At 64.0% G+C, this 21,475-nt stretch carries 22 protein-coding genes; 9 read left to right on the top strand and 13 right to left on the bottom strand.

Annotation, left to right across the window (positions count from 1 at the left end; genetic code table 11):
• Window positions 1-4 precede the first annotated feature (4 nt).
• Entirely contained in the window at window positions 5-784 is a 780-nt protein-coding gene (locus tag LH20_RS14805) for a class I SAM-dependent methyltransferase (protein ID WP_053554888.1), read from the bottom strand.
• An 88-nt stretch (window positions 785-872) separates the two neighbouring features.
• Between LH20_RS14805 and LH20_RS14800 the strand changes: the two genes are divergently transcribed.
• From LH20_RS14800 to LH20_RS14790, 3 genes are all read left to right on the top strand, one after another.
• A complete protein-coding gene (locus LH20_RS14800; protein ID WP_053554887.1) occupies window positions 873-1,304 on the top strand; it encodes an Rrf2 family transcriptional regulator in 432 nt (143 codons plus the stop codon).
• A gap of 219 nt (window positions 1,305-1,523) precedes the next feature.
• Window positions 1,524-2,015: an MgtC/SapB family protein gene (locus tag LH20_RS14795; protein WP_053554886.1), complete on the top strand. Its 492-nt coding sequence runs from the start codon at window positions 1,524-1,526 to the stop codon at window positions 2,013-2,015.
• Between the two features lie 319 nt (window positions 2,016-2,334).
• On the top strand, window positions 2,335-3,732 hold the full coding sequence (locus LH20_RS14790; protein WP_053554885.1) for a methyl-accepting chemotaxis protein: 1,398 nt from the start codon (window positions 2,335-2,337) through the stop codon (window positions 3,730-3,732).
• A gap of 23 nt (window positions 3,733-3,755) precedes the next feature.
• Here LH20_RS14790 and LH20_RS14785 read toward each other — a convergent pair whose 3' ends face one another.
• From LH20_RS14785 to LH20_RS14755, 7 genes are all read right to left on the bottom strand, one after another.
• A complete protein-coding gene (locus tag LH20_RS14785; protein WP_053554884.1) occupies window positions 3,756-4,148 on the bottom strand; it encodes a GFA family protein in 393 nt (130 codons plus the stop codon).
• A gap of 4 nt (window positions 4,149-4,152) precedes the next feature.
• Entirely contained in the window at window positions 4,153-4,998 is an 846-nt protein-coding gene (locus LH20_RS14780; RefSeq protein ID WP_053554883.1) for an AAA family ATPase, read from the bottom strand.
• 145 nt (window positions 4,999-5,143) lie between these two features.
• Window positions 5,144-5,815 (bottom strand): DUF6975 family protein, encoded by a 672-nt coding sequence (locus tag LH20_RS14775; protein ID WP_053554882.1) that lies wholly within the window; start codon window positions 5,813-5,815, stop codon window positions 5,144-5,146.
• Between the two features lie 283 nt (window positions 5,816-6,098).
• A complete protein-coding gene (locus LH20_RS14770; protein ID WP_053554881.1) occupies window positions 6,099-6,383 on the bottom strand; it encodes a PspC domain-containing protein in 285 nt (94 codons plus the stop codon).
• Between the two features lie 438 nt (window positions 6,384-6,821).
• On the bottom strand, window positions 6,822-8,828 hold the full coding sequence (gene rpoD / locus LH20_RS14765) for an RNA polymerase sigma factor RpoD (RefSeq protein ID WP_053554880.1): 2,007 nt from the start codon (window positions 8,826-8,828) through the stop codon (window positions 6,822-6,824).
• 35 nt (window positions 8,829-8,863) lie between these two features.
• Complete coding sequence (gene dnaG / locus LH20_RS14760; protein WP_053554879.1) at window positions 8,864-10,741, bottom strand: DNA primase; 1,878 nt, start codon at window positions 10,739-10,741, stop codon at window positions 8,864-8,866.
• A 54-nt stretch (window positions 10,742-10,795) separates the two neighbouring features.
• A complete protein-coding gene (locus LH20_RS14755) occupies window positions 10,796-11,248 on the bottom strand; it encodes a GatB/YqeY domain-containing protein (RefSeq protein WP_053554878.1) in 453 nt (150 codons plus the stop codon).
• A gap of 132 nt (window positions 11,249-11,380) precedes the next feature.
• Between LH20_RS14755 and carA the strand changes: the two genes are divergently transcribed.
• The 5 genes from carA to LH20_RS14730 all read left to right on the top strand — a co-directional run bounded on the left by carA (window position 11,381) and on the right by LH20_RS14730 (window position 17,629).
• Window positions 11,381-12,553, top strand: a complete 1,173-nt coding sequence (gene carA / locus LH20_RS14750) for a glutamine-hydrolyzing carbamoyl-phosphate synthase small subunit (protein WP_053554877.1) — start codon at window positions 11,381-11,383, stop codon at window positions 12,551-12,553.
• Window positions 12,550-12,855 (top strand): hypothetical protein, encoded by a 306-nt coding sequence (locus tag LH20_RS14745; protein WP_144423586.1) that lies wholly within the window; start codon window positions 12,550-12,552, stop codon window positions 12,853-12,855. The genes carA and LH20_RS14745 overlap by 4 nt, the downstream gene beginning before the upstream one ends.
• A 225-nt stretch (window positions 12,856-13,080) precedes the next feature.
• Window positions 13,081-16,401, top strand: coding sequence for a carbamoyl-phosphate synthase large subunit (gene carB / locus LH20_RS14740; protein WP_053554875.1), 3,321 nt, complete (start codon window positions 13,081-13,083; stop codon window positions 16,399-16,401).
• Window positions 16,402-16,496: 95 nt separating this feature from the next.
• On the top strand, window positions 16,497-16,973 hold the full coding sequence (gene greA / locus LH20_RS14735; RefSeq protein WP_053554874.1) for a transcription elongation factor GreA: 477 nt from the start codon (window positions 16,497-16,499) through the stop codon (window positions 16,971-16,973).
• 20 nt (window positions 16,974-16,993) lie between these two features.
• On the top strand, window positions 16,994-17,629 hold the full coding sequence (locus tag LH20_RS14730) for a rhomboid family intramembrane serine protease (RefSeq protein WP_053554873.1): 636 nt from the start codon (window positions 16,994-16,996) through the stop codon (window positions 17,627-17,629).
• Between the two features lie 12 nt (window positions 17,630-17,641).
• On the opposite strand, the gene LH20_RS14725 is transcribed toward LH20_RS14730, so the two are convergent.
• The 5 genes from LH20_RS14725 to LH20_RS14705 all read right to left on the bottom strand — a co-directional run bounded on the left by LH20_RS14725 (window position 17,642) and on the right by LH20_RS14705 (window position 20,915).
• A complete protein-coding gene (locus LH20_RS14725) occupies window positions 17,642-18,187 on the bottom strand; it encodes an NUDIX hydrolase (RefSeq protein WP_053554872.1) in 546 nt (181 codons plus the stop codon).
• A gap of 109 nt (window positions 18,188-18,296) precedes the next feature.
• On the bottom strand, window positions 18,297-18,977 hold the full coding sequence (locus LH20_RS14720) for a TPM domain-containing protein (RefSeq protein ID WP_053554871.1): 681 nt from the start codon (window positions 18,975-18,977) through the stop codon (window positions 18,297-18,299).
• 12 nt (window positions 18,978-18,989) lie between these two features.
• Window positions 18,990-19,808 carry a TPM domain-containing protein gene (locus LH20_RS14715; RefSeq protein WP_053554870.1) on the bottom strand — a complete coding sequence of 273 codons (819 nt, stop codon included), beginning with the start codon at window positions 19,806-19,808 and terminating at the stop codon, window positions 18,990-18,992.
• Window positions 19,805-20,317 (bottom strand): TPM domain-containing protein, encoded by a 513-nt coding sequence (locus tag LH20_RS14710; protein ID WP_053554869.1) that lies wholly within the window; start codon window positions 20,315-20,317, stop codon window positions 19,805-19,807. Before LH20_RS14710 ends, LH20_RS14715 begins: the two co-directional genes overlap by 4 nt.
• Before the next feature lies 1 nt (window position 20,318).
• The gene (locus tag LH20_RS14705) at window positions 20,319-20,915 is read right to left on the bottom strand and encodes a LemA family protein (protein WP_053554868.1); all 597 of its coding nucleotides are present in this window, start codon (window positions 20,913-20,915) and stop codon (window positions 20,319-20,321) included.
• A 121-nt stretch (window positions 20,916-21,036) separates the two neighbouring features.
• Between LH20_RS14705 and mscL the strand changes: the two genes are divergently transcribed.
• Window positions 21,037-21,453, top strand: coding sequence for a large conductance mechanosensitive channel protein MscL (gene mscL, locus LH20_RS14700; protein ID WP_053554867.1), 417 nt, complete (start codon window positions 21,037-21,039; stop codon window positions 21,451-21,453).
• Window positions 21,454-21,475 lie beyond the last annotated feature (22 nt).

The raw sequence follows: 21,475 nt of genomic DNA, 5'->3' as shown, positions 1-21,475 counted from the left end.
CCCCCTATCGCTGAGCGACGGCAATCAGCGCGGTGGAAGGGATGGGGAGGAATTTTCGCTTTCCCGCCATTTGTCGCACTTCGGCGATCACCGCATCCTTTTCAGTCGCATCGAGGCTCGTCCAGTCGGGAGACATGCCGAAGAGCGTATCCGGTTCGGCGAGGGCTGCAAGATCCAGCATATAGTCATGGGTGACCGGCTCGATCCGAGGATCGCGATAGCCGGCGGCAACCAGTTCGCGTGCGAAATCCCGTGGCTCGCTGAGCGCTTTCACGGCCTCAGGCATCACCATACCCTCCCGACCGGGGAACAGCTTGCGGCGGACCTGTTCAAGTAGCAGGAAGGTTGCCGCTCCCCGCTCACGCCACGTTGCGATCACCCCGTGCCCACCCGGGCGCGTCACCCTTGCCATCTCGGCCAAACCCTTGCGCCAATCGGGGAACATGATGACCCCGAATATTGAGAACACCACATCAAAGCTGGCATCCTCCAACGCAAGCGCCTGCCCATCCATTACGCGTGCCTCGACATTGGGCCGATTTCTCGCCGCGATGCGCGCGACCATGCCAGGGGAAAAATCCGTCGCCAGAACGTGTGCGCCCGTCCGCGCCGCCAGCAAAGCCAGCGCGCCGGTGCCCGCCGCGACGTCGAGGGCTCGGCTATTGGAAGTCAGTGCCACACGGGCGAGCGCGGCCTCAGCGTAACGCGCGGTAAAGGGATGAGCGGTCTTCTCGTAATGCTGTGCGGCGGTATCCCAGTGATCGGGATTTTGGAATTCGACCATTTCTCAATGCTCCACGAATCATGTAACATTATAAGTATCGTGACTTTGAGCGCTTGCCAATCCTCACCGAACAGCGAATGACTGCATCATGCGCAATGACAGCCGTCTCTCGCGAATGCTCCATGTGCTGCTTCACATGGCGCGACATGAAGGCCCGATGACCTCGGACGAGATCGCGCGCATGCTTGGCACCAATGCCGTTGTCGTGCGCAGAACGATGGCAGGCTTGCGGGATTCGGGCTATGTGCGGTCGGAAAAGGGGCACGGTGGCGGCTGGGTGATCCAGGCCGACCTTGAGACCGTGTCGCTACTTGACGTTCACCGCGCCGTCGGGGGTCCGCGTCTCTTCACGATCGGGAGCGAACATCCGAACGCCAAATGCGCGGTGGAACGGGTTGTCAACCAGGCCTTGGAAAGCGCACTCCAAGAGGCAGAGGCGATGTTGGTCGCGCGGCTGAAGACGGTCAGCCTCGCCGAGCTGGCGCGGCGCTTCGATGAGAATTGCCGCTCAACCTTTTGAAAGCTGCTCCAGCTACCGCTCGCGTCGCTACGTCGTCGCTATCGGCTCGGCGAGGGCACCACCTGCCCTTAGTCATGGTGCAGGTGCCAGAACTCTCTCTTGCAACCCAGCTCGGAAACTCGCGGGGCTTTTGGCAGTCACCACCATTGCCTGAGGTTCAGTGGGATCACCAATTTCCCCGGCCGGAACCCTTTTTACTCCCCGGCGCTATGGTAGGCGATGGAACTTAATCCGCCAACATTGGTGCATTGGGTCGATTTCGACCTTCTGTCGCGGCTTGGTGTAGCAGCGGTGCTGGGTTTGCTACTCGGGCTCGATCGCGAAATCCGGGGCCACGCAGCCGGGCTTCGCACTCACGGGCTCATCTGCTTTTCTGCCGCAATGATGACGGTATCCGTGCTCGCGCTCTATGGCCAGCTGGGCGGCGGGGATCGGATGGACCCGCTGCGCATCTTCGAGGCGACCGGGGGGTTCATCGGCATTATCGGTGCCGGACTGATCGTCTTCAGCCGAGGCGAAGTGCATAATCTGACGACCGCGGCGCATCTGTGGCTCGCAGCGGTCGTCGGGATTGCGTGCGGCGCCGCGCAATGGCCGCTGGTGGTGATCGGCTGCATCATCAGCCTTGTCATGCTCACCCTCTTGCGTGTCGCCGAACGCCGATGGGAGGGCGGGGATGGCAAATCGGTGCGTGCACCGGATCAAAAGTGACAAGTTTTCAACATGTAAATTGGCATGCGATGTGTCCCGGAAATCCCCATGTTTCCCGCTTGCGGCCGTCCGGTGGTCCTCGTATAAACCGCGTACTGCGAAGCGGGGGGAAGCGCGCCACGGACGCGCTGCAAAAATAACCGCACGCACCGGGTCGCGCGTCGGAAACGGACGTTTGCTTGGGGCTTTCCATCCACGGCATCAAGCGCCGCGTGACTTGAACCTACCGCTCCTTCCTCCCCTCGGCGCTCGCACCTGTTGACACCGCATTAACCAATGTCGGGCATATCGCTTACAATCATTGATTGTGGGTGCGCCGATGAAACATGATCCGATCCGTCCAGCAGAACAATTGCTCGATCAGTCGGTTGCGAGCGATTGCGGGGAGCTTGCCGTCGGGTGCAGCGACGCCGCCGGACGCATCAAGCGCGCCACCGACCAGATGGACCGCCAGATCGCCGAACTGGGCCGACTTGAGGAATATGTCGTCGGGCTGGAGGCAGACCAGCGCCAGATCGCCGATTCGACCGACGAAGCAAAGCTACTTTCGGCGCGCGCCTGCGAGCAGCTCGATGCGGGTGCCGAGCGGGTCAACGCCGCGGTCACCGAATTTCGCTCGGTCATCGACCTTGTCGCCAGGCTCGGCCAGCATGTCACCAATTTCGCTGCGGTGATGGAGCAGGTGCAGCAGGTGAGCCAGTCGATCGAATCGATCGCCAAGACGACGAACATGCTTGCGCTCAATGCCGCGATCGAGGCCGAGCGCGCGGGCGACGCCGGCCGAACCTTCGCGGTCGTCGCCGCCGAGGTTAAGAAGCTTGCGCAGAACACGCGCGGTGCAACCGACGAAATCCGCCGCTCGATCGGGAGCCTTGCGAGCGAGGCGAGCGGTCTGGTCGCCGAGATCCAGTCGGGAGTCGAGCAGTCGAGCCGCGCCGAGGCGCAGTTCGAGACGATCACGGACGCGCTTCATGACGCGACCCATCTTGTTGCGCTCCTTGACGACCAGAGCGACCGTATCGCGCAGTCGAGCGCTATGGTGCACGCCAATGGTGCGCGGGTCCGCGAGGCGCTTGACCGCGTCGTGACATCTGTGCGCGACAATAGCGCGACGCTGGAGGGAACGCGCGACTCGATCCTCTCGATGGAGAATGTGTCCAACCGGATGTTCAACGCGGTGATTTCGGCGGGCGTCTCGCCGCGCGATTCGGCGGTCGTCGAGCTCGCAGCGAAGGTACGCGACGAGTTCGTGGCGCTTGCGGAAAATGCGCTCGCGCGCGGCGAGCTGACAATGGAGCAATTGTTCGACACCGATTATGTCCGTGTTCCAGGATCGAACCCGGAACGTTTCCGTACGACCCTTTGCGACTGGGCCGACCGCCACTGGCGTCCGCTGTTCGACCGTATCGTCACCGAGCATCCTGAGGTGCGCATGTCGTCGGCCGGAGACATGAACGGCTTTCTGCCAACCCACATCACCGACTGCTCGCGCGCGCCCACGGGCGATATCGAGCACGACACGGCGCATTGCCGCAACGGCCGCATTCTCTTCGATGAAACCGACGCTGCGGCGAAGCGCAGCAACGCCCCCTTCTTCATGGCGGTCTATCGCCAGGAAGGCGATGGCACCAACTATGTGACGGTGCGCAACGTCTATATGCCCGCGGTGATCAACGGGCGCCGCTGGGGCGACGTCGAGGTCGCCTATCAGCTCTGAGGCGCTGGCGGGGCGGGGGGCTGCTAAGGATACTGCTCCAATGCCGGATCGAGAAGCGCCCAAGGCGGCGCCTCGCTTGTCCAGATGGCCACGGTCGGCTTGAGCCCGTGCGCCTCGTCGAGCACACCGAGGCGGACCACTCGCATGTCCGGCCGGGCCGAGGAGCCGCCCAGGATTGGCGTACCGCAGGCGGGGCAATGCGTGCGGGTCAGTATGTTCCCGCTGTCCGCGACATAGTCGTGGCTCGCCGTTGGTCCTTCGATGCCGATATCGGCGGCCCGGAAAACGGCATTATGTGTAGGACCGCCCGCTGCAATCTGCTGGCAGCGCCGGCACCAGCATTGCCGCACGGCGAGCGCCTTGCCCCTGATGCGGATTTCGACCGCCCCGCAAGCGCAGCGGCCGCTATATTCCATCGCCTCAGGCGCCCTGCCGGCGCGCCATGAAAGCGAGTTTTTCGAACAGCATCACATCCTGCTCATTCTTGAGAAGCGCGCCGTGGAGGGGCGGAATCGCCTTGCCCACGTCGCGGTTCTGCAGGACCTCGAGCGGCATATCCTCGGCGAGAAGCAGCTTCAGCCAGTCGATCAGCTCACTCGTCGACGGCTTTTTCTTGAGCCCCGGCACCTCGCGTACATCGTAGAAAATGTCCATCGCGCGGCTGACCAGCGTCTTCTGGATGCCGGGGAAGTGAACCTCCACGATCTCGGCCATCGTGTCGCGGTCGGGGAACTTGATATAATGGAAGAAGCAGCGGCGCAAAAAGGCGTCAGGCAATTCCTTCTCATTGTTCGAGGTGATCACGACGATCGGGCGTTCCTTCGCGCTGATCGTCTCGTCGGTCTCATAGACGTGGAACGCCATGCGATCGAGTTCCTGGAGCAGGTCGTTCGGAAACTCGATGTCGGCCTTGTCGATCTCGTCGATCAGGAGCACGGGCAGCTTCGGGGAGGTGAAGGCTTCCCACAATTTGCCCTTCTTGATGTAGTTGCGGATGTCGTGGACGCGTTCCTCGCCGAGCTGCCCGTCGCGCAGCCGCGCGACCGCATCATATTCGTAGAGGCCCTGCTGCGCCTTGGTCGTTGACTTGATGTTCCAGGTAATGAGCGGAGCGTCGAAAGCCTTGGCGATTTCCTCCGCGAGCACGGTCTTGCCGGTGCCGGGCTCGCCCTTCACCAGCAGCGGACGGCGGAGCATCGTCGCGGCATTGACCGCGACCTTGAGATCGTCGGTGGCGATATAGGCGCTGGTTCCTTCGAAACGCATCGTCGCGCAGCCTTTCCCTTAACGTGAACGTCAACTGGGATCGGCATAGCGGGGGTGAGGGGGAGGTGCAAGCGGTTGGCGTCCGAGCGCACGCTGCTGCATGCTGTTCATGACTGGGCGGCGCTTCGTGCCGCCCAGGCGCGGCTCAGGCGTGCGCGCGGCTTTCGGCGCGCGCTGCAAGCAAGTCCCAAAGGCCGCTATGCTGCGTGATAAGCTGCTGTGCGCCAAAGGCGATCGCACGCTCGGCCGCCGGCGTATCGGCCACCAGGTTGGCGAGCCGCGCGGTATCGCGCAGGTCGGGGAGGGTGCAGCGATGGGCGGGGAGGTCGAGCCGCTGGGCGCTGATATCGAGAAGGACGCGGATCGTCAGCCAATCGAGCGTCAGCGCAACCGCGGCACCGACTGCACAGCCGTGGCGATCGGATTCGGCGAGCATGTCAAGGGCGCGGCGCTGCGCGGCCACTGCCGCCTCGCATTGATCCTGGCCGTGGGTGCTCGGCATCGGGCCCGCCGCAGCGGCGATCGCCGAGAGGGCGCTGCGCTCTTCGGCAAAGGCTTGCGCCGCTTCGTCCATCCAGCGGCGCGAGGCTGGGTCGACCGCCTTGCGCGCGGCACTGTCGATCACGCCCGGGTAGCGGCCGTGTAGCAGGCAAAGAAAATGCACAGCGTCGGCAAGATTGCGCATTGCCTCCGGACCCGTAGAGAGGGCCCCCGACCTCACATAGGGATGCGCGCCGGTGCCATCGCTTGCAACCAGCGCGTCGAGCAGCTCGGCAACGCTGCGCGTCTGGGTCCGGGGCTGGGTCGACTGGCTCAACAGGTCATCCTTGCATGTCGCGGAGAGGCAGGGTCTCTTTTTTCCGCGATGTCACCGCTGGGTCCCCTCATAGAATAACGTCGTAAACGGAGGGTTTATGAGCGGCCCGGAATGCGGTGAAGCGTTTGCCACCACGGCGTCTCGAAGCGGGACGGTGCGAAAAAGCAAAGGACCGGCAGGCCCCGAGGGGCGTGCCGGTCCCGTCATGCGGCCCGTGGATGGCCGGGCCGCGGGGCCGGGGCGGCAAGCGGGGAGAGGGAAGCCCGCCGCGCCCGGCTTGAAGTCAGGCGGCGAGCGCCAGATCCGCGTGTTCCTCGACCCGATCCTGCGGCTGTGCCGTCACCGGGGCGGGCGCTGCCACCGGCCGCGGATGGATCAGCCGCGAGGCAAGGACAATGGCGCCGAGCAGGAAATAAGCCGCGAAAGTCTGAACCGGGAAAAAGAAGAGCGGCGCGACGAAGGCGAGGCGCAGCCAAAGCGGATTGAAGCCAAAGTCCTGGCCCACAGCCTCGCAGATCCCGAAAAACGTATCGCGGCGGCGGAAGAGATTGGTGGTTTCGTTGTCCATTTTCTTGTCTTTCCTCTTGGCTGCGGGCATCGCCCGATGCTCATGGCTCAAGCATCGCAAGGGGCGTGCCAAATTCGGTAATGCTTGCTTTTCCGTGGGATCGGCCTCGGGACGCCCTAAGGGCGGCGCGGCCTCGGCGGGAATTATTCCTATCGGTCGGGAAACTACGCCATCAGTCCTGAAATTTTTTCATCGCCGGAGCCTTGTGAAGGGAGAGAAGATGCCGCCTCGCCGGTCGAGCGCGATTTTCTTAGACTCACCGCGCGGCGAAGCGGCGACCGGTTAGACCGGCCGCCGTTACTGTTCGATGAATGGTGGATGGCTTCCCGTCTTGCGTCCGGCCCGAGCCTGCCCAGGCACCGTCCCGATCCGCGAGCTGGAACAGGACGTTCGGCGCTTGGGCGCGCTCGGCCTGAACGCAAATAGGCTGCTTTGCGTCTACTGGTCGAGAAAGCTGCGCATCTTTCGGCTGCGGCTTGGATGCTTGAGCTTGCGCAGCGCCTTTGCCTCGATCTGGCGGATGCGCTCGCGCGTAACACTGAACTGCTGACCGACTTCCTCAAGTGTGTGGTCGGTGTTCATGCCGATGCCGAAGCGCATGCGCAGAACGCGTTCCTCACGAGGCGTCAGCGACGCGAGAACGCGCGTGACCGTTTCCTTGAGGTTCGACTGCACGGCGGCGTCGACCGGGATGACGGCATTCTTGTCCTCGATGAAATCGCCGAGGTGGCTGTCTTCCTCGTCCCCGATCGGGGTTTCAAGGCTGATCGGCTCCTTGGCGATCTTCATCACCTTGCGGACCTTCTCGAGCGGCATCGACAGGCGCTCGGCCATTTCCTCAGGGGTGGGTTCGCGGCCCGATTCATGAAGGAACTGGCGGCTGCACCGCACAAGCTTGTTGATCGTCTCGATCATATGGACCGGGATGCGGATCGTCCGCGCCTGGTCGGCGATCGAGCGGGTGATTGCCTGCCGGATCCACCAGGTGGCGTAGGTCGAAAATTTGTAACCGCGACGATATTCGAATTTGTCGACGGCCTTCATGAGCCCGATATTGCCTTCCTGGATGAGATCGAGGAACTGCAGGCCGCGGTTCGTGTATTTCTTCGCGATCGAGATCACGAGGCGCAGGTTCGCCTCGACCATTTCCTTCTTGGCGATACGCGCCTCGCGCTCGCCTTTCTGGACCATGTTCACGACGCGGCGAAACTCGGTGAGACTCATGCCCGCTGCCTGCGCGATCTCCGAAATCTCGACGCGAATGCGATCGACGGCGGCCGCTTCATTTTCGGCAAAGGCCGCCCATTTCTTGTCGATCTTGCCAACCTCGTCGAGCCAATTTTCTTCGAGCTCGCGACCGACATAATGATCGAGGAACGACTTGCGCGGCACCTTGTGACGCTCGGCGAGACGCAGCATCTGCCCACCCAGCGCGGTCAGGCGCCGGTTGTAGCTGTAAAGCTGGTCGACGAGATATTCGATCTTGGTGCCGTGGAACTGCACGCTCTCGACCTGCGCGGTGAGTTCCTCGCGCAGCTTGTGATATTTCTTCTCCGACGCGGCCGGAAATTCCTCGCCGCCCGACAGCGATTCAAGTCGCGCCTCCTGCAGCTTCTGGAACGCCTTGAAGCTCTTGGTGATCGCGGCGAATTTCTCGAGCGCGTCGGGCTTCAGCAATTCTTCCATGGCCGCGAGGCTCAGCGTATTGTCCTCGTCGTCATCCTCGAAGCTTTCGCGCTTCTTGGCCGAGCCGCCGTCTTCGTCATCTTCATCGGCTTCGGGCTCTTCCTCGACCTCATCCTCGTCCTTGAACGAGACGCCGGCGGTCTTCTCGCTGATCTCGCCGTCGTCCTCTTCCTCATTTTCGAGATTTTCAGGTGCGGGGTCCTTGGTCAGCATTGCCTCGAGGTCGACGATCTCGCGCAGCTGCATGTCGCCATTGTTGAGCGCGTTCGACCATTCGATGATCGCATTGAAGGTCAGCGGGCTTTCGCAAAGGCCAAGGATCATCGTGTCGCGGCCCGCCTCGATGCGCTTCGCAATCGCGATCTCGCCCTCGCGGCTCAAAAGCTCGACCGCCCCCATCTCGCGCAGGTACATGCGAACGGGATCGTCGGTGCGATCAACCGTTTCCTTCTTCTTTTCGATCGCGGGGTTGGAGACCGAACCCGTGCCGGCGCTGACGTCGACTTCGTCATCGGCGTCCTGCTCGGCCTCTTCCTGCACATCCTCGTCGCTCTCGACGATGTTGATGCCCATGTCGCTGATCGCCGACATGATGTCCTCGATCTGCTCCGAAGACATCTCATCCTGCGGCAACGCCGCGTTCAGCTCGTCATAGGTCAGGTAGCCGCGCTTCTTGCCGCGCGCGATCAGCTTTTTGACGTCGGCTTCGTTGAGATCGATCAGCGGAGCGTCGGTTTCGGCGGTGTTCTTGGTGGCCATCTATCAATCCTGCCTGCGGGCAAATAAGTGGGTCGTCAATCCCGGCTGCTGTCGGACAGCGCGGCCAGGCGGCGGGTCAAATCCTCGTCCATCGCGCGCAGCTTTTGCTGGCGCGCCAAACCTTCGTCATCCATGGTGCGCTGGAAATCCGCGGTCGCCTCGGCAAGCCGGGCACGAATTTCGGGCTGCGTCACCAGCACGCCGATATATTCATCCAGGTCGCGAAGCGCGGTTTTGCGCGCCTCGGCGGCCCCTTCGCCGTCTTCCAGCCGTCGGTTGAACGAGAAGTGCATTCCGTCGGCTCTGAGCAACGTCATCGCCCTATTATACACTTTCATCGGCTCCAATATGGCAAGCAACCCCTCGCAATCAAGCCCTTCCTGGGCATTTGCGATGTCAAGCATCACGTCCAGCAATTCCGCGTCGGCGGGATTGCCGATCGCGAGGCGCGCCAGAGCTTCCTCGTTGCGCCTCAGCGCCGCGGGATGGCGCAGCAATCCGCCGAGCAGCGCCGCCATATAGGGGGCGTCGATTCCGGCTTCTCCGATCGAACGCGTCTCGGCGCCCGGCGGTTGCAATCTGGGATCGGGCGCAAAGCGTCGCGCGCCGCGCTGAGGCGGCGCCCAGGGGACGCGCGAGGTGCGCTCGGGCCGCGCGCGGGCGAACAGCGCGTCGAGCCGCTCGCGGAAGGCCTCGCGGTAATGATGGCGCACATCGGCATCTTCGATCGCATCGGCATGGCCGAGCAAGCGGGTCTTGAGCGCGGCGCGTTCCTCGGGCGTCACCAGGGGACCTGCGCCAACTTCGTGCGCCCAGAGCTGTTCGACGAGCGGCTGCGCCTCTTCTAGCAGTGCTGCAAAACCGGCGGCACCGCGCGCGCGGACGATATCGTCGGGGTCCTGCCCGGTGGGCAGCGTCGCAAAGGCGAGGCTGAAGCCGGGGCGGAGCAGGGGAAGGGCGCGCATCGCGGCGCGCATTGCTGCCCTCTGTCCTGCGGCATCGCCGTCAAAGCAAAGGATCGGCACCGGGACCATCCGCCAGAGCATTGCGAGCTGATTCTCGGTGAGCGCGGTCCCGAGCGGCGCGACCACGTCAGCAATCCCCGCCTCCGCGAGCGCGATCACATCCATATAACCTTCGACGACGATGATCCGGTTCGTTTGCCGCGACGCGGGCGACGCCTTGTCGAGATTGAAAAGGGTGCGGCCTTTGTCGAACAGCGGCGTGTCGGGGGAATTGAGATATTTGGGCTCGCCGTCACCGAGAATACGTCCGCCAAAGGCGATGACCCGCCCACGCGCGTCGCGGATCGGGATCATCAGCCGCCCGCGAAAGCGGTCGTAAGGCTCCTTCTCGTCGAGAGCGATCAGCATGCCGGCCTCGACCAGCATGGCGGTGGGGAATTTCTTGAGCGCCTCCTTGAGTGCATTGCGGCTGTCGGGCGCGAGACCAAAGCCGAAGCCGGCGCGCGTGGCATCGGAAATGCCGCGCTTCTTCAGATAATCGCGCGCCGGCGCGCCGTTGCTGCTCGCAAGCTGCTGGGCAAACCACTCGGCCGCGGCATGCGTCACGTCGCGCAAGCTCGCTTGCGCCTCCGCCTTTTTCGCCGCGCGGGGATCGGGGGCGGGGACCTCCATCCCGGCCTCTGCGGCAAGCTCCTTCACCGCATCCATGAACGACAGTCCGCGCTGATCGGTCATCCAGCGGATCGCGTCGCCATGCGCCCCGCAGCCGAAACAATGGTAAAAGCCCTTCTCGTCGTTGATCGTGAAGCTTGGCGTCTTCTCGTTATGAAAGGGGCAGCACGCCTTATACTCACGGCCCGCGCGCGTGATCTTCACCGTGCGGCCGATCAGCGTCGACAGCGTGACACGCGATCGCAGTTCATCGAGCCATTGCGGGGTGAGGGTCATGATCTCGATATGCCCACCCCGGACCCCGCCGGCAAGCGGGGTGCAGGAACGGGATCAGCCCAATGCGGCCTTCACCCAGCCGCTCGCCTTGCTCATGTCGAGCCTGGATCCGTGACGCTCCTTCACCGCTGCCATCACGCGGCCCATGTCCTTGAGGCTGGTCGCGCCGAGTTCGGCAACGATCGCCCTGATTGCGGCGGTCGCGTCTTCCTCCGAAAGCTGCGCGGGCAGGAATTCCTCGATCACCGCGACTTCGGCCGCCTCGACGTCGGCGAGTTCCTGCCGACCGCCCTGTTCATACATGGTGATCGATTCGCGGCGCTGCTTGACCATTTTCTGAAGCACATCGGTGACGAGCACATCGTCGTCGGCGGGCGCGGTGCCGGTGCGCAGTTCGATGTCGCGGTCCTTGATCTTGGCCAGCATCAGCCGGATCGTGCCCAAACGCGCCTTGTCGCCTGCTTTCATCGCGGCAACCTGCGCAGCCTTGATGTCATCGCGAATCATGCGTGTCCTCTTTGCGCTGCAATGTGGGAAAGAAGCACTCTTAGCGGGAAGTTTCCAAATCCGATAGCTTGTGAATCACTTTTTTGACGCCTAGTTGGTCGGCCGTTTAGCCTTCCGTCCGGAGCAGTTTAAATGGCAGCAGCCAACCCATCCGTCGCGCCCCGAATCCAGCCTTCGGGCGCGACCGGCGTTCTTGTCCTCGCCGATGGCACGATCCTGTGGGGTATCGGCTATGGGGCGACCGGCGCCGCGGTTGGCGAAATCTGCTTCAACACCTCGATGACCGGCTATCAGGAAATCCTGACTGATCCGAGCTATGCGGGGCAGATCGTTACGTTCACTTTCCCCCACATCGGCAATGTCGGCGCGAACCCCGACGATATGGAGCGCGGCGTGCACGGCGCGCTCGGTGCGATCACGCGCGAGCTTCCAACGAGCCCCAGCAATTTCCGCAGCGTCCAGACGCTTCCTGAATGGATGGCCGAGCAGGGGGTGATCGGGCTCGCGGGGATCGACACCCGCGCGCTCACTCGTCGCATCCGTGACGCCGGCGCTCCCAATGGTGTGATTGCGCATAGCGCGGAGAGCAGGTTCGACATCGACGAATTGCTCGCGATGGCGCGAGGCTGGTCGGGGCTCGAGGGACTCGACCTTGCAAAGGATGTCAGCCGCACCGACACCGGCGCCTGGACCGGCGGCGCGTGGACGCTCGGACATGGCTATGCAAACGCCGAGGGCGGCGAACGTCCGCATGTCGTTGCGATCGACTATGGCGCGAAGGACAATATTTTCCGCAACCTCGTAAAGGCCGGCGCGCGCGTCACGGTGGTGCCTGCAACCGCGACCCTCGAAGAGGTGCTGAGCCATGATCCCGACGGCGTGTTCCTCTCGAACGGCCCAGGCGACCCGGCCGCGACGGGCGATTATGCGGTGCCCGTGATCAGGGGGCTGCTCGAGCGTGACATTCCGCTCTTCGGCATCTGTCTTGGTCACCAGATGCTGGGGCTCGCGGTCGGCGCAAAGACGATAAAGATGCACCAGGGCCACCGCGGCGCAAATCATCCCGTCCAGCGCGCCGAGGACGGCGTGGTCGAAATTACCAGCATGAACCATGGCTTCGCGGTCGACGCCGCAACGCTCCCCGAAGGCGTGGTGGAAACACACAAGAGCCTGTTTGACGGCTCAAACTGCGGCATCGCGATCACGGGCAAGAAGGCATTCAGCGTGCAATATCACCCCGAGGCAAGCCCGGGGCCGCAGGACAGCTTCTACCTGTTCGAGAAATTCGTGGGCGGCCTCAAGTGAGCATGGAAGACGAGCTCGGTGCGCTGGCGGCCGATGCTGCCGCGCACCCCGAACGCTGGGGCGCGGGCGTGCGGCTCCACATCACCTGCGCGCGGCGCCTGCCCTATGAGGCGGTGCAGCTCGCCGAAGCGCGTGGCTTTTCCGAGGCGCGCGGGGTCGGCCGCCACCACCTCATCTTCGAATATGAAGATATTGTCCCGGACGCTGCGTGGATCGCCTCGACCGCGCGTCCCGTGCTCGAATTCATTGCCGAGGTGGGCGGGACGAACCCCCAGATCGGCATCGATCGGAACATCCAATGAGCGATGTCCCTGGCCTTGCTGTCCCCCTTCGCGCCGCGAGGGGGCGAGAGGTGGGAGCGCGAGGCGGCCGCGCCGCGTCGCCGCAATCCGGACCCTTGTCTCCCCTTTGCGGGTTCGGGCGGCACGCTCTGCGCTGCCCTCGTCCATCGCTCGTCCGCCGCCCTCCCGGCACCCTCACCCGATCCTCTCCCCTGGAGGGGAGGGCTTTGAAGATAGCAGCCTGAAATGCCCAGAAGAACCGACATTCAATCCATCCTCGTCATCGGCGCCGGCCCGATCGTTATCGGTCAGGCGTGCGAATTCGACTATTCGGGGACCCAGGCGATCAAGGCGCTGAAGGAGGAGGGCTACCGGATCGTCCTCGTCAACTCCAATCCGGCAACGATCATGACCGATCCTGATCTTGCCGATGCGACCTATGTGGAGCCGATCACGCCCGAGATCGTTGCCAAGATCATCGAAAAGGAACGACCCGACGCGGTGCTCCCGACGATGGGCGGGCAGACCGCGCTCAACACCGCGCTTGCGCTCGCGCAGGACGGGACGCTCGCCAAATTCGGCGTCGAGATGATCGGCGCCGACGCCGAGGCGATCGACAAGGCCGAGGACCGCCAGAAATTCCGTGACGCGATGGACAAGATTGGCCTCGAAAGCGCGCGCTCGGGCGTCGCGCACACGCTTGAGGAAGCGCTGAAGATTCTCGATCGTACCGGCCTTCCCGCGATTATCCGCCCCTCCTTCACGCTCGGCGGCACCGGCGGCGGCATTGCCTATAACCGCGAGGAATTCGAGCAGATCGTCCGCGGCGGCCTGATCGCGTCGCCGACCACCGAGGTCCTGATCGAGGAATCGCTCCTCGGCTGGAAAGAATATGAGATGGAGGTGGTGCGCGACCGCAAGGACAATTGCATCATCATCTGCTCGATCGAGAATGTCGATCCGATGGGCGTGCATACCGGTGACAGCATCACCGTCGCGCCCGCGCTGACGCTGACCGACAAGGAATATCAGATCATGCGCAACGCCAGCATCGCGGTGCTGCGCGAGATCGGGGTCGAGACGGGCGGATCGAACGTCCAGTTCGCGGTCAATCCCAGGGACGGCCGCCTGATCGTGATCGAAATGAACCCGCGGGTGTCGCGCTCCTCGGCGCTTGCGTCGAAGGCAACAGGCTTCCCGATTGCGAAGGTCGCAGCAAAGCTCGCGGTCGGCTACACGCTCGATGAGATCATGAACGACATCACCGGCGTCACGCCCGCGTCGTTCGAGCCCACGATCGACTATGTCGTCACCAAGATCCCGCGCTTTGCCTTCGAGAAATTCAAGGGGGCCGAGCCCTCGCTGTCGACCACGATGAAATCGGTCGGCGAGGTGATGGCGATCGGCCGCACGATCCACGAGAGCCTGCAAAAGGCGCTCCGCGGGCTCGAAACCGGACTGAGCGGCTTCAACGTCGTCGACCGGCTGAAAGGCGCGGCGCACGACCAGCTCCGCAATGAACTCGCCCAGCGTACCCCCGACCGGCTGCTCAACACCGCGCAGGCGATCCGCGAGGGTCTGCCGCTCGAGGACATCAACCGCGTCGCGGGCTATGACATGTGGTTTCTCGAACGGATCGCAGAGATTGTGGCGGCGGAAGAGAAAGTGTGCCGCAACGGCCTGCCGCGCGATGCCGAGGGGCTGCGGCGCCTCAAGGCGATGGGCTTTTCGGATAAACGCCTCGCCTATCTCGCGCTTCAGTCGGCGAACCTTCAGCCGGGCACGAGGCGTGCGACCGCCCATGGCAGCGGGCTCATCCACGATGCGGTCAAGGCGATGACCGGCGGCGTGACCGAGGCCGAGGTGCGCGCGCTGCGCCACCGCCTCGGCGTGCGTCCGGTGTTCAAGACGATCGATACATGCGCCGCGGAGTTTCAGGCGAGGACGCCCTATCTCTATTCGACCTATGAAGCGCCGACTTTCGGCGAGGCGGAATGCGAGGCGAACCCGAGCGAGCGCAAGAAAATCGTCATTCTGGGCGGCGGGCCCAACCGGATCGGCCAGGGGATCGAGTTCGACTATTGCTGCTGTCACGCCTGCTTCGCACTCGAAGAGGCGGGCTATGAAACGATCATGGTCAACTGCAATCCCGAGACGGTGTCGACCGACTATGATACCTCCGACCGCCTCTATTTCGAGCCGCTGACCGCCGAGGATGTTCTTGAGATCCTGCACGTCGAGCAGTCGAAGGGCCAGCTTGTCGGGGTGATCGTCCAGTTTGGCGGCCAGACGCCGCTCAAGCTTGCACAGGCGCTGTCCGATGCGGGAATTCCGATCCTCGGCACCTCGCCTGATGCGATCGACCTTGCCGAGGACCGTGAGCGTTTCGCAGCGCTGGTGAACAAGCTCGGGCTGAAGCAGCCTGCGAACGGCATTGCGCGCAGCCGCGAGGAAGCCGTCGCGGTCGCGGCGCGTATCGGTTATCCGGTGCTCACGCGCCCCTCCTATGTGCTCGGCGGCCGAGCCATGGAGATCGTCGACGATCAGGCGCAGCTTGAGCATTATATCGAGACCGCGGTGCAGGTGTCGGGCGACAGTCCGGTCCTCATCGACCGCTATTTGCGCGATGCGATCGAGGTGGACGTCGACGCGCTGTGCGACGGCACCGACGTCGTGGTTGCAGGTGTCCTCCAGCATATCGAGGAAGCCGGCGTCCATTCGGGCGACAGCGCCTGCTCGATCCCGCCCTATAGCCTGCCGGCTCCCATCGTCGCCGAGATCGAGCGGCAGGCCGATGCGCTTGCGCGCGCTCTCGAAGTGCGGGGGCTGATGAACATCCAGTTCGCAGTGCAGGGGGACGAGGTCTATCTGATCGAGGTCAATCCTCGCGCGAGCCGGACCGTCCCGTTCGTGGCGAAGGCGGTGGGCTCGCCGATCGCGAAGATCGCGGCGCGGGTGATGGCCGGCGAGCGCCTTGCCGATCTGCCGAAGATCAACCGCAACATCGCGCATGTCGCGGTGAAGGAAGCGGTCTTCCCCTTCTCGCGTTTCCCCGGCACCGACCCGGTGCTCAGTCCCGAGATGAAATCAACGGGCGAAGTCATGGGAATCGACAGCGATTTCAATCTGGCCTTTGCCAAGGCGCAGCTTGGCGCGGGCGACCGGCTGCCGACCGGGGGGCGACTGTTCGTGTCGGTCAAGGACAGCGACAAGCCGCGGATCATCGAGTCCGTCCGGCGCCTTGCTGGTTGGGGGTGGCAAGTGATTGCGACCGGCGGGACCGCCGACTATCTCGCTGACCAGGGGATCGCCGTCGAGCGCGTCAACAAGGTTGCCGAGGGGCGGCCGCATATCGTCGACCGGATCAAGGACGGCGACGTGCAGCTGATTTTCAACACGACCGAAGGATGGCAGAGCCTGCAGGACTCGCAATCGATCCGCGCCTCGGCGCTCGCGGCCGATATCGCCTATTACACGACTGCGGCCGGAAGCGACGCTGCGACCCACGCCATCGGCGCGCTGCGCGCGCATAGTCTTGAAGTGAAGCCCCTTCAGGACTATTATTGAGACACCGCTCCCATCCCCGACATTGACGGAAACAGCGGCGCAGCCGCCCGGCGAACTTCGCTGGCGCTGGATTATTGACAAAGGACAACAGGATAATGGCAAGCGTTGAAAAGGTACCGATGCTGGCAGAAGGCTATGAGAAGCTGAGCGCGCAACTCGCCGCTCTCAAAGCCGAGCGACCGCAGATCGTCGATGCGATCGAGGAAGCGCGCGCGCATGGCGACCTGTCGGAAAATGCCGAATATCACGCCGCCAAGGAGCGCCAGGGGCAGGTCGAAGCCTCGATCGGCGACCTCGAAGACCGGCTTTCGCGCGCCCAGATCATCGACCCGACGACGCTGTCGGGCGACCGCATCGTATTCGGCGCCACGGTCACCCTCGTCGACGAGGACGACAAGCCGGTGAAATATCAGATCGTCGGGCAGGCGGAAGCGGACGCCAAGGAAGGCAAGATCAGCTACAACTCGCCGCTCGGCCGTGCGCTGATCGGCCGCCGCGTCGATGACGAAGTCGAAGTCACCGTGCCTTCGGGCGACAAATATTATCTGGTGACGAAGATCGAATTCATCTGAGCCACGGCGGAATCCGCGCGATGAACCGGCAACCGGCGCCCCTGACGACGGGCTTTGCGCTGCTCTGCGTCGTCGTCGCGGTCGTTCTTGCGGTAATCGGATACACGCATCAGGCGTTCGTGGGCGCAGGCTTCATTCCGGCGCGCTTCGGCGCCGAGCTGGTCGCGCCGCCGGGTACGATGCTGCCCTTTTTTCTGACCCCGCTCAGTTCAGCCTTTCTGCACAGCGGTTTTCTGCATCTTGCCTTCAACCTCGTTGTGCTCTTGTTCATTGGCCGCCAACTCGAGCCGCCGCTGGGTTCGGCGGCGACCGCCGGCCTGCTGGTCGCGGGCGCCTATGCGGGGTCCTTCGCGCAATGGCTGGCCGACCCGGACTCTACTGCCGCCGTTGTCGGCGCGAGCGGAGCCATCTCCTCGCTGATCGCGGTCTTCGCGCTGATCTTCAGCCGTTCCGAAGCGCCGGCGATTGGCCCGATCCCGAGCCACTGGGTGCGCGCGCTCTGGCTCGCCGCGGCGTGGATCGGTGTCCAGCTTCTGCTCGGATTCGCGGGCGGCGCGGGTTTCGGTTCGATCGCGATCTGGGCGCATGTCGGCGGCTTCATCGCCGGTCTGCTGCTTGCGCGCCCGCTCCTGCGCTGGCGGTTCGGGGGGCGGTAGGCCGCCTCTGGTCTAAGCGCCCAGCAAACCGCCCGCGAGCAGCATCGCGACCCGCACGTCGATCCCGCAGCCCTCGGCGCGCTTCGCTGCCACAAAGGGTTCGATCCTGGAGAGCGGCACGCGGTGGACGATGATGTCTTCGCTATCGACGCCGCCGCCCGGGCCGACCTTCGTGAGCCCCGTCGCGACGAGCAAGGTAAAGCTTTCGCTGACCATGCCCGGGGAACTGAAGAACTCGCCGACTGTCTGCCAATGCGAAGCGCGGTAGCCCGTCTCCTCTTCGAGTTCGCGTTCGGCGGCGGTTTCCGGCGCCTCGCCGGCGCTATCGTCGCCCACCAGCCCTGCGGGTAGCTCGAGACAATTTATCCCAAGCGGCACGCGGTATTGCTCGACCAAGATCACATGACGCCCGTCCGCCGCCTCGTCGATCGCGAGAATCACCGCGGCGTGGATGCCGCGCGAGCGCGATACATATTCCCACGTCCCCTGCTGCTTGACGGTGATGAAGCGGCCTTCCCAGCGGATCTCGGTGGGGGTGCCTGGGGGAGGGCGAGTCATGGCGATCCTTTCAGGAGGGGAGCACCCCTCATATCGCTCAGTCCGAGCATGCCAAGGGCGAAGAGACAGGGCCTCGCCGCGCCGGCCACGCCCGGCGAACCGCGGTCAATCAGATCTCGATCAGCCGGTCGGGCAGCTCGTTGGGATTGTCTTCGCCTTTCGGGAAATGTTCGGCAAGGACGATACCCATCCGGCGTACCGCCTCGGCCATGCCGGCGCCCGGCTTACCTTGGCGGACCTGCTCGATCAGCGCTTCCATCGCGTCACCCCACACCTCCGGCGCGACCCGGGCGGCGATCGCTTCGTCGGCGACGATGTCGGCCCGGTGCTCGCGCAGGCTGACATAGAGGAGGACGCCGGTTCGCCCCAGCGTCTTCGCCTCGGTGCCGACCTTGAAGAGGTCGACCGCGCGGGCGCGGACGCGCGCCGCCAGAATCGCCCGCGGCGTGAGCAAGAGCCGTAGCGGCCGCCACAGCAGGATCAGCCACACGCCGATCCATTTGAGGACGCCAATCGCAATCACCGTCCCAAGCCACTGGTTCGCGGTCAGACCGTGCCCCCAGCCGCCCGTCAGCCGGTCGTAGAGCCCCTGGTAGAATTCCGGGAAAAGCGCGATCACCGACATGGCAAGAAAGGCAATGACGCTCGCCCACACGAGCGCGACATCGTCATAATCGTTCGATTGCCCTGCGATGACGGTGACGATCTCGCCGCTCGTATGCGCCTCTGCCGCCGCAACCGCGGCGGTTACGAGGTCATGGTCGGCTTCGCTGACGTGACTGACTTTCATGGCCTTCTACCCCTACCAGCCGCCCGAAGCGCCGCCGCCGCCAAAGCTCCCGCCGCCTCCCGAAAAGCCGCCGAAACCGCCGCCTCCGCCGCTCCAGCTGCCGCCGCCCCACGACGACCCCCCGCGGCTACCGCCGCCCCAGTCGCCATCGCCCCAGATGATGATCGGAGCGCCACCCCACGGCCGGTGCCGCCGGTGGTGCTTTCCGCGCCGCCCGAAGGCGCTCAGCATCGGCAGGATGAAGAAGAAAAAGACGATGAAGCCGACGAAGATCAGTCCCCCGATATCGCCGTCGTCGGCGCGGTCGCGTTCGGCCTTGTCGGCTGCCGCGACGCGTGCCGCGGCCTCTTCAGGCGGAAGCTGGATCTGCTCCGAGATCGCATCGACGCCGGCCTGGATGCCGCCGGGATAGTCGCCCACCTTGAACCTCGGTGTCACCTGATCGCGGATGATCCGGCCGGCGAGTGCGTCGGTCAGGACCGGTTCGAGACCGTAGCCAACCGCGATGTGCATCCGCCGCTCGTTGGGCGCGATCAGAAAGACGACGCCATCGTCCAATTCCTTGTCGCCGATCCCCCACGCGCGGCCGAGCTGATAGCCATAGTCCGCAACGTCGCGGCCATCGAGACTGTTGACCGTCGCGACCACGAGCTGGTGACCACTCGCCGCCTCGAGCTGTTCGAGCTGCACATTGAGCGCGGCCTCCCGGTCAGCGGGTATGATCCCGGCCTCGTCGACGACGCGTGCGGTGAGCTTGGGGAAATTCTGCGCTGCCGCCGGAGAGGCGGCGAGTGCCAGGCCAAGCGCCCATCCGAGCAGCAGCGCCTTCATCGCATTTCTCCCGTCTGCGCGGCAATCGCCTCGACGCCGTCGAAAAGGCCGCCGGCATAATCGCCTTCTGCGAAATAGGGGGTCATCCTCTGGACGATCTTCAAAGCCTTGTCGTCGGTCAATATCGTCTCCATCCCGCTCCCCGTCGCGATGCGCATTTGCCGTTCGCTGGGCGCAATCAGGATCAGGATCCCGTCATTGCGGTCGCTGTCACCGATCCCCCACCGATTGCCGAGGCAGGTCCCGAAATTATCGACCCGCGCGCCGCTGAGGCTCGCTGCCGTGACCACGACCATCTGGTGCCGCGTCGCCTTCTCGTAACGCGCCAGCCGGTCGGCGAGGCGCACCTCCGTCCGCGGATCGAGCAGGTCAGCCGCATCGGTAACCCGGCCCCGGGACGCCAGCTGCGGCACGCCCTCGCACGCTGCGCTCTCGCGCGCGGACCCCGTCTTGCAGCCGCTAGCGGTCAGCAGGATCGCGAGCAGGGCGGCAAGGGCGGCGCGGCGCATCCTATTGCGCGAAGTCGGCCTTCGGTGCCTCGTTCGCATTGGGGGTAATCGCCCTGTAGGGCGTCATCGGCTTCGCGCCGTGGACTATCTTCGCGCCGATGATGTCGGGGAAGGTGCGGATCGTGGTGTTATAGTCCTGCACGGCGCTATTATAGTCCTGGACCGCGATATTGATCCGGTTCTCGGTCCCTTCAAGCTGGGTCATGAGATCGGCGAAGCGCGCCTGGCTCTTGAGGTCGGGATATTGTTCCACCGTGACGAGCAGGCGGCCGAGGGCGCCCGACACAGCGCCTTGCGCCTGCTGGAATGCCTGGACTTTCGCGGGGTCTTCAAGATCGTCGGTCGACAGCTTGACCTGCGTCGCTGAAGCGCGCGCCTGGATCACGCCTTCGAGCGTCGACTGCTCGATCTTCGCGGCGCCTTTTGCGGTCTCGACGAGGTTGGGTATCAGGTCGGCGCGCCGCTGATAGGCGGCCTCGACGTTCGCCCACTTGGCCTTGGCGGCCTCTTCCTTGGTGGGTACGCTGTTGATACCGCAGGCGGACAGGCTCATTGCGGCGACCGGCACGATCATCCAGCGGGCGGAACGAAAGCTCATGGATCAGTCTCCCTCCAGCGGCGTTTTGCCGCAACAACACACATAATAGGAAGCCGCTTGCCTTTGCGCAATCGCCGCGGCACCAATTGGCGGTCCGCCCAATTTGCCGGGGAGTGTGAACATGTTGAACGAATTCAAGGAATTTATCGCCAAGGGCAATGTCATGGACCTTGCGGTCGGTGTCATCATCGGGGGCGCCTTTGCCACCATTACGACGTCACTGACCGAAGACCTGATCATGCCCTTCGTCGGCTGGCTGTTCGGCGGGGTCGATTTTTCGAGCAAGTTCATCCTGCTCGGAAGCGTGCCCGAAGGCGTTGCGGCCACCGATTATGCAAAGCTAAAGGAAGCGGGCGTCGCGATGGTCGGCTATGGCGCCTTCATCACCGCGGTGATCAATTTCCTGATCCTCGCCTTCATCATCTTCCTGCTCGTCAAATGGGTGAACCGCGTCATGCGCCGCGGCCCCGACGCGCCTGCGGGTCCGAGCGAAGTCGATCTCCTCACCGAAATACGTGATGAATTGCGAAAAAAATAAGGGAGCTGAGCCTCTTTTGAGA

The organism is Sphingopyxis sp. 113P3 (assembly GCF_001278035.1).
Classification (GTDB): domain Bacteria; phylum Pseudomonadota; class Alphaproteobacteria; order Sphingomonadales; family Sphingomonadaceae; genus Sphingopyxis.
This window is presented reverse-complemented; position numbering and strand designations above follow the sequence as displayed.

What these genes read in the sequence shown, in the direction of transcription:
- LH20_RS14785 (WP_053554884.1), bottom strand. Translation starts at nt 4,148, where the DNA reads ATGGAATATAGCGGCCGCTGCGCTTGCGGGGCGGTCGAAATCCGCATC.
- mscL (WP_053554867.1), top strand. Translation starts at nt 21,037, where the DNA reads ATGTTGAACGAATTCAAGGAATTTATCGCCAAGGGCAATGTCATGGAC.
- LH20_RS14725 (WP_053554872.1), bottom strand. Translation starts at nt 18,187, where the DNA reads ATGACTCGCCCTCCCCCAGGCACCCCCACCGAGATCCGCTGGGAAGGC.
- carB (WP_053554875.1), top strand. Translation starts at nt 13,081, where the DNA reads ATGCCCAGAAGAACCGACATTCAATCCATCCTCGTCATCGGCGCCGGC.
- greA (WP_053554874.1), top strand. Translation starts at nt 16,497, where the DNA reads ATGGCAAGCGTTGAAAAGGTACCGATGCTGGCAGAAGGCTATGAGAAG.
- LH20_RS14790 (WP_053554885.1), top strand. Translation starts at nt 2,335, where the DNA reads ATGAAACATGATCCGATCCGTCCAGCAGAACAATTGCTCGATCAGTCG.
- LH20_RS14805 (WP_053554888.1), bottom strand. Translation starts at nt 784, where the DNA reads ATGGTCGAATTCCAAAATCCCGATCACTGGGATACCGCCGCACAGCAT.
- LH20_RS14705 (WP_053554868.1), bottom strand. Translation starts at nt 20,915, where the DNA reads ATGAGCTTTCGTTCCGCCCGCTGGATGATCGTGCCGGTCGCCGCAATG.
- LH20_RS14730 (WP_053554873.1), top strand. Translation starts at nt 16,994, where the DNA reads ATGAACCGGCAACCGGCGCCCCTGACGACGGGCTTTGCGCTGCTCTGC.
- LH20_RS14715 (WP_053554870.1), bottom strand. Translation starts at nt 19,808, where the DNA reads ATGAAGGCGCTGCTGCTCGGATGGGCGCTTGGCCTGGCACTCGCCGCC.
- LH20_RS14755 (WP_053554878.1), bottom strand. Translation starts at nt 11,248, where the DNA reads ATGATTCGCGATGACATCAAGGCTGCGCAGGTTGCCGCGATGAAAGCA.
- rpoD (WP_053554880.1), bottom strand. Translation starts at nt 8,828, where the DNA reads ATGGCCACCAAGAACACCGCCGAAACCGACGCTCCGCTGATCGATCTC.
- LH20_RS14795 (WP_053554886.1), top strand. Translation starts at nt 1,524, where the DNA reads ATGGAACTTAATCCGCCAACATTGGTGCATTGGGTCGATTTCGACCTT.
- dnaG (WP_053554879.1), bottom strand. Translation starts at nt 10,741, where the DNA reads ATGACCCTCACCCCGCAATGGCTCGATGAACTGCGATCGCGTGTCACG.
- carA (WP_053554877.1), top strand. Translation starts at nt 11,381, where the DNA reads ATGGCAGCAGCCAACCCATCCGTCGCGCCCCGAATCCAGCCTTCGGGC.
- LH20_RS14710 (WP_053554869.1), bottom strand. Translation starts at nt 20,317, where the DNA reads ATGCGCCGCGCCGCCCTTGCCGCCCTGCTCGCGATCCTGCTGACCGCT.
- LH20_RS14770 (WP_053554881.1), bottom strand. Translation starts at nt 6,383, where the DNA reads ATGGACAACGAAACCACCAATCTCTTCCGCCGCCGCGATACGTTTTTC.
- LH20_RS14800 (WP_053554887.1), top strand. Translation starts at nt 873, where the DNA reads ATGCGCAATGACAGCCGTCTCTCGCGAATGCTCCATGTGCTGCTTCAC.
- LH20_RS14720 (WP_053554871.1), bottom strand. Translation starts at nt 18,977, where the DNA reads ATGAAAGTCAGTCACGTCAGCGAAGCCGACCATGACCTCGTAACCGCC.
- LH20_RS14780 (WP_053554883.1), bottom strand. Translation starts at nt 4,998, where the DNA reads ATGCGTTTCGAAGGAACCAGCGCCTATATCGCCACCGACGATCTCAAG.